This window comes from Marinobacter maritimus (assembly GCF_007671675.1).
Taxonomy (GTDB): Bacteria; Pseudomonadota; Gammaproteobacteria; order Pseudomonadales; family Oleiphilaceae; genus Marinobacter; species Marinobacter maritimus.
This window is the reverse complement of the sequence record NZ_VCGW01000001.1, coordinates 1300225-1315817: the sequence shown is the minus strand read 5'-3', so window position 1 is coordinate 1315817 and position 15593 is coordinate 1300225. Positions and strand designations below refer to the sequence as shown.

The following is a 15593-nucleotide window of genomic DNA, read 5'->3' as shown; positions in this document are numbered from 1 at the left end:
CTGTGGCCAAGGCGGAAAAAACCTTACTTTTTACTCTGGAACCCCATCCGTTGCAGCAAAAACTGTGCGACCAACTGGGCCTGGAGCCGGGCCAGCTTGAGTTGCGCCGATTTCCCGATGGCGAATCCTATATACGCATCACCACACCGGTGAATGGTGCGCACTGTATCGTACTGGCGGATTTGTCTCGCCCGGATAGCAAATATCTGGCCCATGTATTTTTGTTTGAAACGCTCCGGGAGCTCGGGGCAAAATCGGTTGGCCTGGTCGCTCCCTACCTCTGTTATATGCGCCAGGACCGTCGCTTCGTCGACGGTGAAGCTGTTACATCCAGGCTGTTTGCGAGATCGCTATCTTCCCACATCGACTGGCTGGTTACCGTTGACCCCCACCTGCATCGGTACCAGTCGCTGGATGAGATCTACCGTAGACCGACAAAAGTTGTGCAGGGAGCACCTGCGCTGGCAGGTTGGCTACAGGGACAGGACAACGTTTTGCTGGTAGGTCCGGATGCGGAGAGCGAGCAATGGGTCTCCAGTATTGCTCAGGCGAGTGGCCACCCCTACGTCATTGGTGCCAAACAACGTCTGGGCGATCGGCAGGTCGAGGTCACGCTACCAGATATCTCCCGATATCGTGGGTGGAAGGCCGTCATCGTTGATGATGTTATTTCGAGTGGGCGGACTATTGGTGAATGCGTCAAAGCGCTTAAGGTGCAGGGTGCCGACACCATTGTTTGTGCCGCGGTGCATGGCATTTTTGCGGAGGCTTCGGATACGTATCTTCTTGGTACAGGCCTGAAGGCACTGGTCACCACTAATACCATTCCACACAGTACCAATGAAATAGACGTCAGTACGCTACTGACATCACCGATCAGGGATTTTCTCAATCAAGCGGAGGGTGCACACCGATGAAGATCACATTCCTGGGTGGAACCGAAACTGTTACGGGATCCAAATTTCTGGTTGAAACGACCAAGACGCGTGTTTTAGTCGATTGCGGCCTTTTCCAAGGATATAAGTGGTTGAGAAAGCGCAACCGACAGCCTTTGCCGCTCGACATTGGCTCTCTGGATGCGGTGCTTCTGACGCACGCCCATCTGGATCACTCGGGTTATATCCCGGTGTTATACAAGCACGGTTTCCGAGGACCTGTTTTTACCCATCATGCCACCCGTGAGTTATGCGAAATTTTACTGTCGGATAGCGGACATCTCCAGGAAGAGGAGGCCCGGTACCTTAATCGGCATAAGCTGAGCAAGCACGAGCGTCCGGAGCCGTTGTATGACCAGGCGGATGCAGAGGCCTGCATGGCGTTGTTTCAGTCCGTTGCCTTTGAGGAAGACATTAAGGTCGGGGATATTCGTTTTCATCTATGGCCTGTCGGACACATTTTGGGGGCGGCGAGCGTCATCATTGAAGCGGACGGCAAACGGGTAGGTTTTTCCGGCGACGTGGGGCGCCTTGATGATGTCTTCATGAAGCCGCCCAAGCCCCTGCCGGCACTGGATATGTTGATGCTCGAGTCAACTTACGGCAACCGGCGCCACGACAGCACAGACCCTTTCTCGCAACTGGCGGATATTATTAACACAACCGTCGACAAAGGCGGGAATGTACTGATTCCCTCTTTTGCGGTCGGCAGAGCTCAGGTTCTGCAACATATGCTGACAACCCTGATGCAGGAAGGGCGAATTCCAACACTGCCAATCTATCTCGACAGCCCGATGGCAATCAACGTGTCAGAGATCTACTGCCGTTACGAGGATCAGCACAAGCTGAACATTGCCCAGTGCCACGATATGTGTGGAACTGTGCACTACAGCCGTAGTGTGGACGATTCCAAAGCATTGGCCGATCAGATTTATCCGCATGTCATTATTGCCGGTAGCGGCATGGCAACCGGTGGACGAATTCTTCACCATTTCAAGCGGCTTCTGAATAAGCCTCGGACAACCGTGCTTTTTGCGGGCTATCAAGCCGGCGGAACCCGGGGTGCAAAAATGGTGGCTGGCGCCGAGGCGGTAAAAATTCACGGCGAATGGATTCCCGTTAAGGCAAGGGTCGAGGTGCTTAACGGGCTTTCGGGGCACGCCGATTTTGTCGAGATGGAACAGTGGTTGGCCCAGAGTGATCTGGCTCCGGAAACACCGATTTACCTGATTCACGGCGATCCAGAGGCTCTTGAAGCCATGAGGGATCATCTGCGTCAGAGCACCCGGTTCGAAGTGGAAGTAGCAGGCTACCAATCCATAGTGCGGGTCTGAAAATCAAGGGTAAGTAAGAAACCATTAATGTTCTGATGGCTATCAAGGAGTGACCATGGATTTCCATTCTATTGGGGACTCACACAGAGTTCAGCAGCGCGCCGCACAATACCGCAGGCGCTACCCCAAGTTTGCCAACTGGGCACAAGGTCGCGGCGTTGTCGAGCACATGGATTTGACGCAGGTTCGGGTGTTCGATTTGTGCCAGGAACTGATTTGTTCCGGGCGCTACGACACGCTCGACGACGCGTTGGCGATTTTCGATGCAGCGGACACCCTGACCAACGCGGCCATGTGGCTGGTGGCCCACATGACCTACGCCAACAAAGTGGACCTGTCCGGGCAGCCGTTGGCGGCGACCGATTTCAAGGAAAACCCTCAGGGTCATACTGGCGGCTCATTGAACATGGTGCCCGCCTATATTGGTTACACCGCCGCCAATTCCCTGGCGGGGGCCACCCGCAGTTGGCTGATGGGGCAGGGCCACTGTGTGGCAGCGATAGACAGTGTGAATACACTACTCCAGAACCTTCATCCCGAGCAGGAGGCCCGCTATTCCTTCGACGAAGACGGTTTGACGCGATTGGTGAATGATTTTTACAGCTATGCCATCAACCCCGATGGCACCCCCAAAGCGCCGCTCGGCAGTCACGTAAACCCTCACACGGCCGGCGGGCTGATCGAAGGGGGTTACCTGGGGTTTGCCGAACTGCAATACACCCATATGCCGTTGCCAGGGGAACAGCTGGTCGCTTTTCTGAGCGATGGTGCCTTTGAAGAGCAGCGGGGAAGCGACTGGGCCAGTCGTTGGTGGCGCGCCGAGGACTGTGGCCTGGTGACACCGGTAATGATTGCCAACGGCCGTCGCATTGATCAACGCTCGACCATCTTTTTGCAGGGTGGTACCGACTGGTTTCGGCAGCACCTGGAGCTGAATGGGTTCCACCCCATTGTTATTGACGGACGCGATCCGGCGGCTTTTATCTGGGGGATTTTCGAGGCGGAGTCGAGATTGCAGGCGTGCAGTGACCAAGTGCGTGCCGGCACCATGGAGTATCCGGTAAGGCTGCCTTACCTGATTGCTGAGACCATAAAAGGCTACGGTTTTTACGGAGCCGGCACCAATGCGGCCCATGGCACCCCGTTGCCGGCTATACCGAAATTCGATGACGTCTCACGTACATATTTTAACGATTCCGTGGCTCGTCTTTTTATACCTGAAACCGAGGTGCGCCGAGCAAAGGACGTATTGGCAACCCACAACGCAGATCGTCGATCGGCGGAAAAAGACCACCCACTGAGTTGTCGTGAGGTCGTGCTGCAAACGGTACCCGAGCCCCAGTGGTTGCAAATGGGGGAGCAGAGCTCGCCCATGGCGGCCGTCGATCAGCTATTTGTGGCCCTTGTAAAAGCCAACCCGGCCTTGCGTGTACGGCTGGGTAATCCGGATGAACTGCGCAGCAACCAGATGAATCAATCCCTTGATTTACTAAAGCACCGTGCCTTGGCACCGGAATCCGGACTGGCGGAATCCCTGCATGGCTCGGTGATCACGGCACTCAATGAAGAGGCAGTCGTCAGTGCCGCGCTGGGCAACAAGGGAGGCCTGAATCTGGTGGTTTCCTATGAGGCGTTTGCCATGAAAATGGTCGGAGCGCTGCGCCAGGAAATCATTTTTGCCAGACACCAAAATCGCGTGGGCCGGCCGGCTCGCTGGCTCTCGGTTCCTGTCATTGCCACGTCACACCTCTGGGAAAATGGCAAAAACGAGCAGTCTCACCAAGACCCGGCCTTTGGCGACGTGTTAATGGGGGAGATGAATGACATTGCCCGCGTTGTCTATCCGCCAGACAGCAACAGTGCGATGGCGTGTCTTAGCGCTTGCTACAAAACGCAAGGTCAGGTCTGGGCCATGACGATTCCCAAAGGTCGGTTACCGGTCGCAATGGATAGCCGTCAGGCCGAGCAATTGGTACGGGATGGTGCTGTTGCGCTTAGCGAAGGTGTCGACGTGCAGCTAGTCGCTGTGGGTGCCTATCAACGGCAGGTTTGTCAGGCTGTGGCTGACGATCTCAGCGAGCAGGGCATTTCATGCGGAGTTGTCTGCCTGTTGGAACCGGGGCGTTTCCGCGACCCCCGGGATGGGGTAGAGGCGGAACATCAGTCATCCAGCCAGACCAAAGCGACGCTTTTCCCCAGCAACATAAAGCTGCGGGTGTTTGTGTGCCATATGCGCCCCGAAACCCTGTTGGGGGTTTGTCGGCCTCTCGATCTGGGGCGGGATCGCACACTGGCTTTCGGTTACGCCAATCATGGAGGAACGCTTGATACCACAGGTCTGCTGATGGCCAACGGCAGTGATCCTCAATCGGTCAGCCAGGCCATCGTGTCGCGGCTGGGCAGCCTCGACTGCAATACAGGTGGATAAAATCATGAATGAATCGTTCAATCACGCTGGAGCCTGGGGCATCACACTGATCGTTATCGTATTGGTGTCCTGGTTTTTCTATCGTTATTTCGCCCCGAAGAATTGGCGGGAGTGGGCGGGTGCCGGGGTGGTGCAGGCCTTTATTATTGCACTTTATGCCGAAATGTACGGCTTTCCGCTCACTATCTATCTGTTGGTGCGTTTTTTCGGTCTGGACAGCGAATATATGAGCGCCAGCTTATGGTCGACCCTGGTAGGGCTAGGCGAAACCGGCATGATGGTCTCAATGCTGCTTGGTTATGCACTTGCCTTTACCGGGATCGGACTTTTCATTCAGGGGTGGCGCCAGGTTCACAAGGCTCGCGGGGAAAATCGTCTGGTCACAGACGGGTTGTATGCGTACGTACGACATCCGCAGTACACGGGGCTGTTCATTGCCCTGTTTGGCGAAGGTGTGGTGCATTGGCCAACGCTGTTCTCGATTGGCCTGTTTCCAGTCATTGTCCTTGTTTACACATGGCTGGCTCGACGCGAGGAGCAACATGTACTGAAGCAGTTTGGTGAAGAATACCGAGTCTATCAACAGCAGGTACCGATGTTCATTCCTCGCTGGGGACAGTGGCGCCAACTCGCAGCTGCTTCTCGGGACAGGAGTGACAACGATACATAAGACCCGGATCCACGCACGGCTCGATCTGTTTGTCTCAGGCAAAAAATCTTAAACGTCAATTGCTCAATTGAAGATGATAATCAAAAGGATAGTCGAATTATGTCCTCAAAAAATCACACCGCCGGCTCCGGGGCGTCAGTGTCCAGCCCGGTCGCCACACAATACACCTGTCCGATGCACCCGGAAGTGGTCTCGGACGAGCCTGGGGATTGCCCAAAGTGTGGGATGCATCTTGTTCCATTAGAAGATGTTGGTAGCACAGTGCATTCTGATCATGCTTGCCATCACCATTCTGGTAGCGACACCAAGGCGTCGGGCGATGACCTTAAGTACAACAAGGTGCCCGCCGGTTATGAGGGAACGGTCTACACCTGCCCCATGCACCCCCAAGTCCGCCAAGTCAAGCCCGGGGCCTGCCCGCTTTGTGGAATGGGATTGGAGGTTGAATCTGCCGCAGTGGGTGATGACGGCCCCAACCCGGAACTTATAGATTTCACTCGCCGTTTCTGGGTCGCACTGGTGTTTTCAATACCGTTGCTGATTCTGACCATGGCCCCGTTCGTCGGCATCATGGCAGTTCGCGATTTTTTTGGTGAGCGCATGTCGCAGTGGATTGAGTTGATCCTTGCGACACCGGTGATTCTCTGGTCGGGTTGGCCGTTCTTTACTCGTGGCTATAATTCGTTTCGAACCATGAATCTGAACATGTTTAGCCTGATTGGTATGGGCGTGGGTGCAGCCTATATTTTCAGCATCGTTGCAGTGCTGGCGCCGGGCATATTTCCGGCCGGTTTCCGCGGAGCGGGCGGTCACGTGGGAGTCTATTTTGAAGCGGCCGCCGTTATCGTCACACTAGTTTTGCTGGGCCAGGTGATGGAACTTCGAGCCCGGGAAGGCACTGGAAAGGCCATCCGCGCTCTGCTCGATATGGCTGCCAAAACCGCACGACTGATCAAACCCGATGGTACCGAGGCAGAGGTTCCCCTTGAAGATGTACAAGTTGGCGACCACCTGCGTGTGCGCCCTGGCGATAAAGTGCCGGTAGACGGTGTGCTTGTCGAAGGCCGGTCGTCGATCGATGAATCCATGATTTCCGGCGAGCCGCTGCCCGTGGAAAAGGTAGCAGGTGAGAAGGTCACTGGCGCCACGATTAATGGTACGGGCAGCTTCGTCATGGAAGCCACTCGGGTGGGAGCGGATACCATGCTGAGCCAAATTGTCGAAATGGTCGCCAATGCCCAGCGGAGTCGAGCCCCAATCCAGAAGTTTGCCGACATGGTGGCCGGCAAATTCGTACCGGCCGTTATTGGGATCGCAGTGCTGTCTTTTATCGCATGGGCGATCTGGGGGCCAGCGCCGGCGCTCTCCTATGCATTGGTATCGGCGGTTGCTGTATTGATTATTGCCTGCCCGTGCGCCTTGGGGCTTGCAACCCCCATGTCAATCATGACCGCGACGGGGCGTGGAGCACAATTGGGCGTGCTTATAAAGAATGCAGAAGCCCTGGAGCGCTTTGCCAAGGTTGATACGTTGATTGTCGACAAAACCGGCACCTTGACGGAAGGCAAACCCAAGCTCGTCGCGGTGTTGCCAGAGTCGGGCCATGAAGAGGCAGAGGTTCTGCGCCTGGCGGGCACGCTGGAGAGGGGCTCTGAGCATCCTCTGGCGGAAGCGATTGTAGCTGGTGCCGAAGCGCGTAATGTCGACCTCGGTAAAGCCGACGATTTTGAGGCCGTAACCGGGAAGGGCGTCAAAGGTGTGGTTGACGGCAAGCCGGTGGCACTGGGGAACGCCAAAATGCTGGAGGAGCTGGGACTGGATGGTGGCCATCTGGTTGAGGTTGCCAACACCCGACGAGACGAAGGTGAAACAGTGATGTTCGTCGTATTGGATGGTGCGGTAGCGGGCCTCGTCAGCGTAGCTGATCCGGTCAAAGAAACAACTCCGGCAGCGCTGCAGGCGCTTCATGAACTGGGTTTCCGAATTATTATGGCAACCGGTGATAACGAGCGAACTGCCAAGGCTGTTGCCGCGAAGTTAGGCATTGATGAAATCCGGGCGGATGTCCTGCCAGAAGACAAAGCCAGGATTATCAGCGAACTTCAAAGTCAGGGAAAAAAGGTAGCCATGGCGGGGGACGGTGTGAACGATGCGCCCGCTCTTGCTCAGGCGGATGTGGGTATCGCCATGGGGACAGGTGCAGACGTTGCCATTGAAAGTGCTGGGTTTACTTTGGTGAAGGGAAATCTGGACGGGATTGTCCGGGCAAGGAAACTCTCCGTTGCAACGATGCGCAATATCAAGCAAAACCTGTTTTTTGCATTGGTGTACAACGGGGCAGGGGTTCCCATCGCTGCGGGTGTGCTCTATCCCTTTGCCGGTATTCTGATAGGCCCGATTTTCGCCGCTTTTGCAATGAGTGCGTCTTCTCTCTCTGTGGTGATGAACGCCTTACGCTTACGACGCGAGAAAATCTAGGAGGGGTGTGACCGTGAAGATAGTGGTTTTTGAAACAGAGAAATGGGAATGCGATATCCTGCAGAAAATCTGTTGCGATCACGAGATCGTCTTCACGGAAGAGCCGCTCCGGCGAGGAAATGTCCATGAGTTTAAAGACGCAGATATTATCTCGCCCTTTGTGCACTCCGAATTGAGCGGCTCTGTGCTCGAATGCTTTGAGACGTTGAGTTTCATAGCGACTCGATCTACCGGCTATGATCACATCGACATGGAATTCTGTTCCCGGAATGGCATTCCTGTCAGTAACGTACCTGTCTATGGAGATCATACCGTAGCAGAACACGTTTTCGCTTTACTGCTTTCCATCAGCCATCGCATCCCCGAGGCGGTAAACCGAACCCGTAAGGGAGATTTTTCGCAAAAAGGCTTACAAGGTTTCGACCTGCAAAATAAAACTCTGGGCGTGGTTGGTACCGGATCTATTGGAAAACGGGTCGCAAGGATTGCGCAAGGGTTTGGCTTGAACGTAATAGCCTACGATCCCAAGCCGGATGCGGTGTTTGCCGCCCGTTACAACGTATCTTACATGGATATGGATGGTCTTTTGCAGAAGTCCGATATCCTGACTTTGCATGTGCCGGGCAGTAAAGCCACTAACCATCTTTTATCGGACAGGGAGTTTTCCTGCATGAAGGATGGGGTGGTTCTTATTAATACCGCCAGAGGCTCCATCGTTGATACCCAGGCTCTGCTGCGCGCACTCGCGGATGGAAAAGTGGCAGCCGCCGGCCTTGATGTTTTACCGGACGAGCCATCCATAAGAGAAGAGGCGGAGTTGATCCGTTCGTTCTTTGACAAGAAACACGATCTGGAAACGTTATTTTCCAATCATGTTCTGCTGCATATGAGAAACGTCATTATAACTCCACACAGTGCTTTCAATACTAAAGAAGCGGTTGAGAGAATCATCTATACCACTGGCGATAACATCATCGCTTTCATGAACCGAAGCTTGAAAAATGTTGTGAGTTAATGTTTGGTCGGGGTAGCCAGTATCGTTATTTTTCGGATGGAAACAAACTTAAGAAATGGAATAATCCTTATGCAGAAGTTGACAGGCGCCAGCCATCCAGTGATGCCCATTCTCCCTTCACTGCTCAGCATCGCTATAATTGGATTGACCCTTGTCGGGGCTCTTGTCTGGCAATCCGAATTTGCGAGCGCACTGTCGTATATTTCTTCGGCTGTGGATGGCTTGCTGCGATGGTGGTACGTCGCACTGGTTGCATTTCTGACGGCCTTTGTTCTTTGGCTGGGACTCGGGCGCTACAAAAATGTGCGTCTTGGTAAAGATGATGAACAGCCGGAATACCAGCTTTTCCCCTGGCTAGCCATGCTGTTTGCCGCCGGCACTGGTGTTGGGCTGCTCTTTTGGAGCATTGCAGAGCCAATTATGCACTTCCAGGGAAATCCTTTTAGCCCAGAGGGCCATACTCCCGCAGCGGCATCGACAGCAATTCAACTGTCTTTTTTCCACTGGGGCCTGAATGGATGGTCAATTTTCGCAGCGGTGGCTATTACGTTCGGATACTTTAGTTATCGGCATGACCTTCCCCTGGCTCCAAGATCCGCTTTGTACCCGTTTATCGGCGAAAAGATCTTTGGTTTTTGGGGACATATGGTGGATACGCTCTCTGTTTTTGCCACCGTTTTTGGCCTGGCAACAACACTTGGACTGGGTGCCCGCCAGACCGGAACCGGTCTCAAGTGGTTATTTTCTATAGAATCGTCGCTTTGGGTAGAGTTGTCGGTGGTTGTAGTGGTTACTTTGATCGCGACGATTTCGGTGGTGTCCGGGGTGAGGAGGGGCGTAAAGGTATTGAGCGAGCTGAATCTCTGGCTAACGCTGGTTTTACTTGCCGCTTTTGTGGTGATTGGTCCTTTTGACTATATGGTGGGGCTGTTCGTGCAGGAAATCGGCGGCTACCTGGACAATCTGTTGCTCATGACATTTTATGTTGGCGCTAATGAACCGGGAAGCTGGCAGTCGGCCTGGACCGTGTTTTTCTGGGGATGGTGGTTGGCTTGGTCGCCTTTCGTGGGTCTGTTTATTGCCCGAATTTCCCGCGGACGCACCCTGAGAGAGTTTGTGTTTGGCGTTCTCCTGCTGCCGACGCTGGTAACCTTTGTATGGATTTCGGTGATGGGGGGAACCGCACTTCACAGCGAACTCTTTAGTGGCGGCGGCATTGTCGATGCAGTCAATAAAGATGTCGCTTATGCGCTTTTTGCTACGATTGAGCATCTGCAAACGCCCGATTTTGTGCAGTTTGTTATGGGCTTCGTCGCGACGCTACTTATCAGCGTTTACTTTGTGACATCAGCGGATTCCGGGGCATTAGTGATCAATATTATCTTATCCGGAGGGCAACTTGAGCCCCCCAAAGTATCAAGAGCAGGCTGGGCCATTGGTAACGGTGTGCTGACGGCTGTTTTACTGGTGGCAGGTGGCATTGCTGTCCTTCAGGATGCGGTCATACTTGCGGCTTTGCCATTTTCGCTGGTTATTGTGGTTATGGTAGCCGGCCTGTTGAAGGCGTTACGAAGTGAGCCATTGGCGGCACCCAGAGAGGGCTGTAAGCACAGTCGGGCTGCTGAACCATGGACGGGGGCAGATGATGCAAGAGCATGACCTAATACGCACTGATTTAGAATCAAACAATCACACCTAAAATTAAATAACAGCTTACCGAGTTGATGAGTCGTAATCGTTTCTTGCTCGGAACTCAGTAAATTTTGAGGATAGCGCTTTGCTAGCTTGCGAATGGTTTTTTGCCGCCCATGATCTGCAGAACGAAGGCCCCGGATGCCGTGATCAGCAGAAAGCCGTGAAAGGCCTCCATCGCGGTTAAGAATCGAAAGTGTCCAGCCGGTGTGAGATCGCCCCGCCCGAGCGTCGTGAAATTGACCAGCGAGAAGTAAAAGTAGTCCATAAAGGTGAGGGGGGTGCCGTCGTTAGATGCAGACGACACGAGGTCGCCGACGTGCAGATCCTGCGCGGCAACCCAGAAGGCGGCCGCATAGAGCAGTGCCTCGGACGTGTGGGCAAGCACGATCGCGGCGACCGCCACGGCAAGACAGTGTCCCGGATGACGGGATGGCGTCACGAACTGTGAGGCGAACCGCAGCGCGCCGTAATGTATTGCAGTGCAGACGGCGATCAGAATCGCCGCCAGCACAATCGCCACAATCATCGGTTGCTCGCGTCTGGATGACGGCGCCGCGGCCGGAAGAGCGGCACTAGGTGAAAATCACGATGGTCATCACTACCGCCATGCCGACCATCATCAGGTTTTCGGTCAGGGAAACGAAGCCCAAAGGAACGTTGCTGTCGCCGCCGACACAGGCGCACTTCAGTTCGCGCTTGTCGATGTAGACAGCTTTAAAGACCGACACCGCACCAACGATACCGATAAAAAGCGCGCCAGGAATTGATAGCCATGGCAGGATTGTTGCTGTCATCAGAAGGCCGGCGCCTGTCTCGACGAACGGATAGACATAGCCATAGCGCACCCAGCGCTTCGCCAGCAGGTCGTAGTTCAGAAACATCGTCGAAAAGCTCTCAATATCCTTCAGTTTCTGCAGCCCCAGCAAAACCATGGAGATTGATACGAACCAGCCCAGCGTCTGCCATGCGAAGACCGATGGCAGGGCGACCCAGGCGAAAGCCAGTGCAAGCAGCGCCGCGACCGAGAACAGCGCGATAACAGGCTCATAGGTTGTGTCGTCGGCCTCGGGATCCTTTTTGCCTAAATGGACTTGCAGGTCTTCATAGCCTCCGATCCGCTTATCACCGATGAAAGTCTGTGGCGTAGTTTCGACGCCATGCTCGCGCATGAAAGCGTCGGTATCTCCGCGAGTCTCCAGAGTATGATCCTCAACCTCAAAGCCCTCACGCTCCAGCAAGTCCTTGGATTTCAGGCCATAAGGGCAGGTGTGTCCGGGCATATCCATCCGGTACAAGACGGCGTTCTTTGTTTGAGTATCGCTGGGCATCACAGCCTCCTTCAATTGCAGGTCCAGTAGCCGTCGAAGCCTACGCGCAACGGCGGTTCGGTCATCAGATCAAAGATGAGATCGGCGCCTTCGCCCGCATCGGTTTCCGGGGGCGTCAGTGTCATACGGACACCTTCAGTCTCCATCATCGACCTGTCGCCTTCCAGCATGATCAGCGAGCCGGAAATCTTGGCAACGCCACGTCCGTCCACCGTCGCCAGAATTGGGTCGGCGTCAACAGCTCGCCGGAAGCGGCAAGTCGCATCTCTGCCAAGAGCTCGGGTGATTTCGGCCTCGGTCAGCGGAGCTGGGCGAATGCCAGCAATAACAGGTGTCGCCAGCGCATCCGCTACTGTCTCCACCCGAGCTTGTTCGTTCGGTTTCCCAAGGGCAGCGTCGGCACCGGCTTTGCCATTGCGTTCGATGTCTTCAATCAGGAACCGCATCTCGGAAATCTCGCGATCCTGCGCCAGCACGATTTCTTCGGCCAGTTTCGCCACCCGCGGATCGGTGATTTCGGCCCGACGCGAGGTGAGGATCGCGATGGAGTGGTGCGGGATCATCGCCTTCATCCACGCGTTGTCTTCGATGAAATCCTGACTGCGGAACAGAAACAGTGCGCTGGCAAATAGAAGAGCGCTCCCCGCAAAAATGGCGATGTTAACAATCTTGTTTGAATACATGCTCAGCATGAAGGAAAGCATGATGACGGCCATTGCGGCGCCCATATAGAACGCCATGTAGACACGGCTCTCGCTGTAGTACAGGTGCTCCCATGCATAGGAATTTGCGTACATCAGACCGAACATTACGATTGTGGAGGTGGCGATCATGCCGAAAAAGCGCCAATATGACATAAGGTCTCTCCTTTGAGTGCATTCGCAAACAATGTTCCCGCGCCGGAAGCTCCGCCCGGTTTGAGTTCAGAAAGTATAGGCGCCCTTGTTCATAGATCAATCACCTTTGGACGACTATATCCCGGCATTTAGCTCTAAACGCTGCACAATCGGGGCTGAATTCGTAATGACCTCACTTGATGTGATGGGTGAGAGCTAGAGAAGCAGAAAGGTAGACAATCACACCTGAAAAACCGGCGCGAAGCCACCACCGGGCGTACGAAAGTTGGTGGTCTGGCCCTGGTACACACGTGCAGCGACAAGCAAACTTTTTCCGGCGTAGGTGTAAAGTCGAATGTCGACCTTTCTCGTGGTTACGGTGCCGTCAACTCTCATGGTTCGTTCCCCCGCAGAAACGAAATTCTGCGCAATATAGTCGCCCTCCAGAATGTTTTCGAACACGCGTCGGGTCAACTTGTTGCCCCGATAAACACCCTTACTTCCGTGGCCAGCAACCGGCTTGAAAAACAATTCACGCCGGGCACTCCACAGTTCCGCAGCGTCACTTGCTGAAACCAGGCGGGTCTTGGGCACGGCGCTCTCCAGATATCCGGCTTCCTCTTCACTGAGTCCCCAACTGCGCAAGGTTGGCGGGTCGGACAGCAGGATCAGATTTCGTTTGTCGGCCATAAGAGCATGCGCACGGGGGTTGGGTGTTACCACCACTGCGCCGTCGAGATACGCGTGTCTTACCGCCTCATGAGCCGGGGCGTCTAATGCAAAATCCACCAGCCGGTTATACACCATATCGACGCGCTTGCCCTTTGCGGTCAATGCACCACCGATATATTCAAGCTCCGATGGATCGAGTATCAGGGTATCAATGCCTCTGGCCTGGAGCAGCTGCTGGGCCAGCTGAAATTCGGGAAACATAAACTGGGTTTCCGGTGAATCGTCCACGATAGCCAAGCAGCGTGGCATCGAGTCAGCACGTTGCCTTTGCCATTCCTCTTTGAACATGTCGAACACTGCGTCCTCAAATCCATCCATTGCCAGCTTGGTCGCTGCGGTCTTTTGAGATGGGTCACAGCATTGGTGTTGAGCCCGAGCCAGCATCGTGTTCAGAAACGCGCCGCCGGCATTGGTATTGATCTCGATTAGCTGAGGGCCATCTGGGCCCAAGTGAAAGTCATAACCCATGAAGGCCCCTATGGGGCCAGGATCGAAGTGTGCAGTGTCTGGCGCCCAGGACAGGGCGCGTTCCTGATAGGGCGGAAGGCCGGCGGCTGATTCGATCGCCTGAACTATGCGTCCCATCGTCTCAATATCAGCGTACGGGACGAAAACCGGCGTGTTTGAAAAAAGATGATGAAGATCAGGAACCGCTGACAGGTCGTTTTCAGCGCCTACAAATTGATTCCGGAGGCTCTCGTTGAGAGCTTTTCGGTCGAGGGTGATGCAGTAGCACTGCCGGTTGAGCTGGTCTGCGTGAGTATTGGTGGTTCTTCGGTTTTCCTGGGGCACATTTTGCATTTGGATCCCTTAGCTAAGGCTGATGTTCAAACTGTAAATGTAGGAGTCAGGTTTCTTCAACAGACTGAATTGTCTGTTTTGGCCTTGACTCTGATCAAAAAAGTGTATGTTTAGCAACCGTTTTTAGCCTTGATTCAGCCTTGTTTCAGCTTCGTGTGTTGGACTGCGGGTAATGATCACGCACGGTTTGAAGCCTTGTCAGCCGAGCGGAGAAATCGTAATGAAATCCTCTTATGCAAAGGTAACACGATGAAACATCGGCGACACAAGCGTTGGTTAGTTGTGCTAACCGCTAGCATCACGATGAGTTTATCGCTGATGGCAGCTGCAGATTCGAACCGGGTATATGTTCCAATGGGAATGGCCGATTCCGTGGGTGTTATTGATCTGGCGAGTCGTCAGGTGACGTCTTCAATGACTGGAACCGTGAATACCCATGGTTCGGCATTAACCCCGGACGGGCAGTACCTGGTGGTGGGTAGCCTGACTGTCCATAAAAGCGAGGTGCCAGTTAGCCGCCCTGAAGGTATTACGGAAGACGAACACGCAGCCCATCACGGCGGTGGCACCGCTGCGGTATCGGAAGAATCGAATACCGGACTGCTGTATGTGGTGGACACTGCTACGAATGCAATTGCTCGCAAACTGGAGGTCCCGGGGCCAGTGCACCATGTTCTGGTGACATCGGACGGTCGCTATGCCGTTTCCACTCATCCCATGGGCGGTGGTATCAGTATTGTTGATCTGGACACCGGCACGCTGGTTAAGTCTGTGGCGACGGGGCCAGCCCCCAATTTCATAGTGGAAACAGGCGACGGTCAGTCTCTTCTGGTCAGCAATAGTGGCAATGGCACAATCAGCGAAGTGGACATTGAGCACTGGTTCGTCAAACGCAACCTGCGGGTTGGTGGCGGGCCGGAGCATATGGTGCTCGCCCCCAACAACGAACGGCTTTATGTCAATAATGGTGCCTCAGGCCAAGTGCTTGTTGTTGAGCTCTCGAGCGGCGCCGTGGCGGCAACGTACGAAGTTGGCGACGAGCCCCATGGCGTGGATTTGAGCGACGACGGCCAGATCCTTTACGCAACCAGTAAGGGGAGCAACCGAATCGTCCGTATTGAGCTCGCCAGCGGAGCCCGACACAGCGTAACGCTGGCCCCGGCACCCTATCATCTGGCTGTATCGCCCCATAATGGCCAGCTATTGGTTACCAGTCGTAGCGAGAGCAAGCTTTGGGTGCTCGACCCGGAATCCCTCGACATAATTGATGAGATTCCGCTGAAAGGCATAGGCCATCAGATATCGCTTGAGTCCCACTAATATCGGGCTTTGCCGGTGCTG

General features: G+C 54.5%; 12 protein-coding genes. 8 read left to right on the top strand and 4 right to left on the bottom strand.

Features of this window, described 5'->3' with window-relative positions; genetic code table 11:
* Positions 1-2 precede the first annotated feature (2 nt).
* From FFI90_RS05995 to FFI90_RS05965, 7 genes are all read left to right on the top strand, one after another.
* The gene (locus FFI90_RS05995; protein WP_144776963.1) at positions 3-917 is read left to right on the top strand and encodes a ribose-phosphate diphosphokinase; all 915 of its coding nucleotides are present in this window, start codon (positions 3-5) and stop codon (positions 915-917) included.
* Complete coding sequence (locus FFI90_RS05990) at positions 914-2269, top strand: MBL fold metallo-hydrolase (RefSeq protein WP_144776962.1); 1356 nt, start codon at positions 914-916, stop codon at positions 2267-2269. The genes FFI90_RS05995 and FFI90_RS05990 overlap by 4 nt, the downstream gene beginning before the upstream one ends.
* Positions 2270-2324: 55 nt before the next feature.
* Positions 2325-4697: a phosphoketolase family protein gene (locus FFI90_RS05985; RefSeq protein ID WP_144776961.1), complete on the top strand. Its 2373-nt coding sequence runs from the start codon at positions 2325-2327 to the stop codon at positions 4695-4697.
* Between the two features lie 4 nt (positions 4698-4701).
* Positions 4702-5367 (top strand): methyltransferase family protein, encoded by a 666-nt coding sequence (locus tag FFI90_RS05980; protein WP_144776960.1) that lies wholly within the window; start codon positions 4702-4704, stop codon positions 5365-5367.
* Positions 5368-5466: 99 nt separating this feature from the next.
* On the top strand, positions 5467-7845 hold the full coding sequence (locus FFI90_RS05975) for a copper-transporting P-type ATPase (RefSeq protein ID WP_222120483.1): 2379 nt from the start codon (positions 5467-5469) through the stop codon (positions 7843-7845).
* A gap of 13 nt (positions 7846-7858) precedes the next feature.
* Positions 7859-8860 carry a hydroxyacid dehydrogenase gene (locus FFI90_RS05970; protein ID WP_144776959.1) on the top strand — a complete coding sequence of 334 codons (1002 nt, stop codon included), beginning with the start codon at positions 7859-7861 and terminating at the stop codon, positions 8858-8860.
* Between the two features lie 69 nt (positions 8861-8929).
* Positions 8930-10519: a BCCT family transporter gene (locus tag FFI90_RS05965; RefSeq protein ID WP_144776958.1), complete on the top strand. Its 1590-nt coding sequence runs from the start codon at positions 8930-8932 to the stop codon at positions 10517-10519.
* 121 nt (positions 10520-10640) lie between these two features.
* On the opposite strand, the gene FFI90_RS05960 is transcribed toward FFI90_RS05965, so the two are convergent.
* The 4 genes from FFI90_RS05960 to FFI90_RS05945 form a co-directional block, all read right to left on the bottom strand.
* The gene (locus FFI90_RS05960) at positions 10641-11081 is read right to left on the bottom strand and encodes an ion channel (protein ID WP_144776957.1); all 441 of its coding nucleotides are present in this window, start codon (positions 11079-11081) and stop codon (positions 10641-10643) included.
* Between the two features lie 46 nt (positions 11082-11127).
* On the bottom strand, positions 11128-11883 hold the full coding sequence (locus FFI90_RS05955) for a glutaredoxin family protein (RefSeq protein WP_186317918.1): 756 nt from the start codon (positions 11881-11883) through the stop codon (positions 11128-11130).
* A gap of 11 nt (positions 11884-11894) precedes the next feature.
* Positions 11895-12740, bottom strand: coding sequence for a DUF305 domain-containing protein (locus FFI90_RS20400; RefSeq protein ID WP_144776956.1), 846 nt, complete (start codon positions 12738-12740; stop codon positions 11895-11897).
* A gap of 219 nt (positions 12741-12959) precedes the next feature.
* Complete coding sequence (locus FFI90_RS05945) at positions 12960-14252, bottom strand: ATP-grasp domain-containing protein (protein ID WP_144776955.1); 1293 nt, start codon at positions 14250-14252, stop codon at positions 12960-12962.
* Positions 14253-14570: 318 nt separating this feature from the next.
* On the opposite strand from FFI90_RS05945, the gene FFI90_RS05940 reads away from it, so the two are divergent.
* Entirely contained in the window at positions 14571-15572 is a 1002-nt protein-coding gene (locus FFI90_RS05940; RefSeq protein WP_246123366.1) for a YncE family protein, read from the top strand.
* Positions 15573-15593: the final 21 nt, after the last annotated feature.

Bases quoted from the DNA above. Each gene is read 5' to 3' on its own strand.
- FFI90_RS05965 (WP_144776958.1), top strand. From the start codon at position 8,930: ATGCAGAAGTTGACAGGCGCCAGCCATCCAGTGATGCCCATTCTCCCT.
- FFI90_RS05985 (WP_144776961.1), top strand. From the start codon at position 2,325: ATGGATTTCCATTCTATTGGGGACTCACACAGAGTTCAGCAGCGCGCC.
- FFI90_RS05990 (WP_144776962.1), top strand. From the start codon at position 914: ATGAAGATCACATTCCTGGGTGGAACCGAAACTGTTACGGGATCCAAA.
- FFI90_RS05960 (WP_144776957.1), bottom strand. From the start codon at position 11,081: ATGATTGTGGCGATTGTGCTGGCGGCGATTCTGATCGCCGTCTGCACT.
- FFI90_RS05945 (WP_144776955.1), bottom strand. From the start codon at position 14,252: ATGCAAAATGTGCCCCAGGAAAACCGAAGAACCACCAATACTCACGCA.
- FFI90_RS05955 (WP_186317918.1), bottom strand. From the start codon at position 11,883: ATGCCCAGCGATACTCAAACAAAGAACGCCGTCTTGTACCGGATGGAT.
- FFI90_RS05980 (WP_144776960.1), top strand. From the start codon at position 4,702: ATGAATGAATCGTTCAATCACGCTGGAGCCTGGGGCATCACACTGATC.
- FFI90_RS05975 (WP_222120483.1), top strand. From the start codon at position 5,467: ATGTCCTCAAAAAATCACACCGCCGGCTCCGGGGCGTCAGTGTCCAGC.
- FFI90_RS05940 (WP_246123366.1), top strand. From the start codon at position 14,571: ATGGCAGCTGCAGATTCGAACCGGGTATATGTTCCAATGGGAATGGCC.
- FFI90_RS20400 (WP_144776956.1), bottom strand. From the start codon at position 12,740: ATGTCATATTGGCGCTTTTTCGGCATGATCGCCACCTCCACAATCGTA.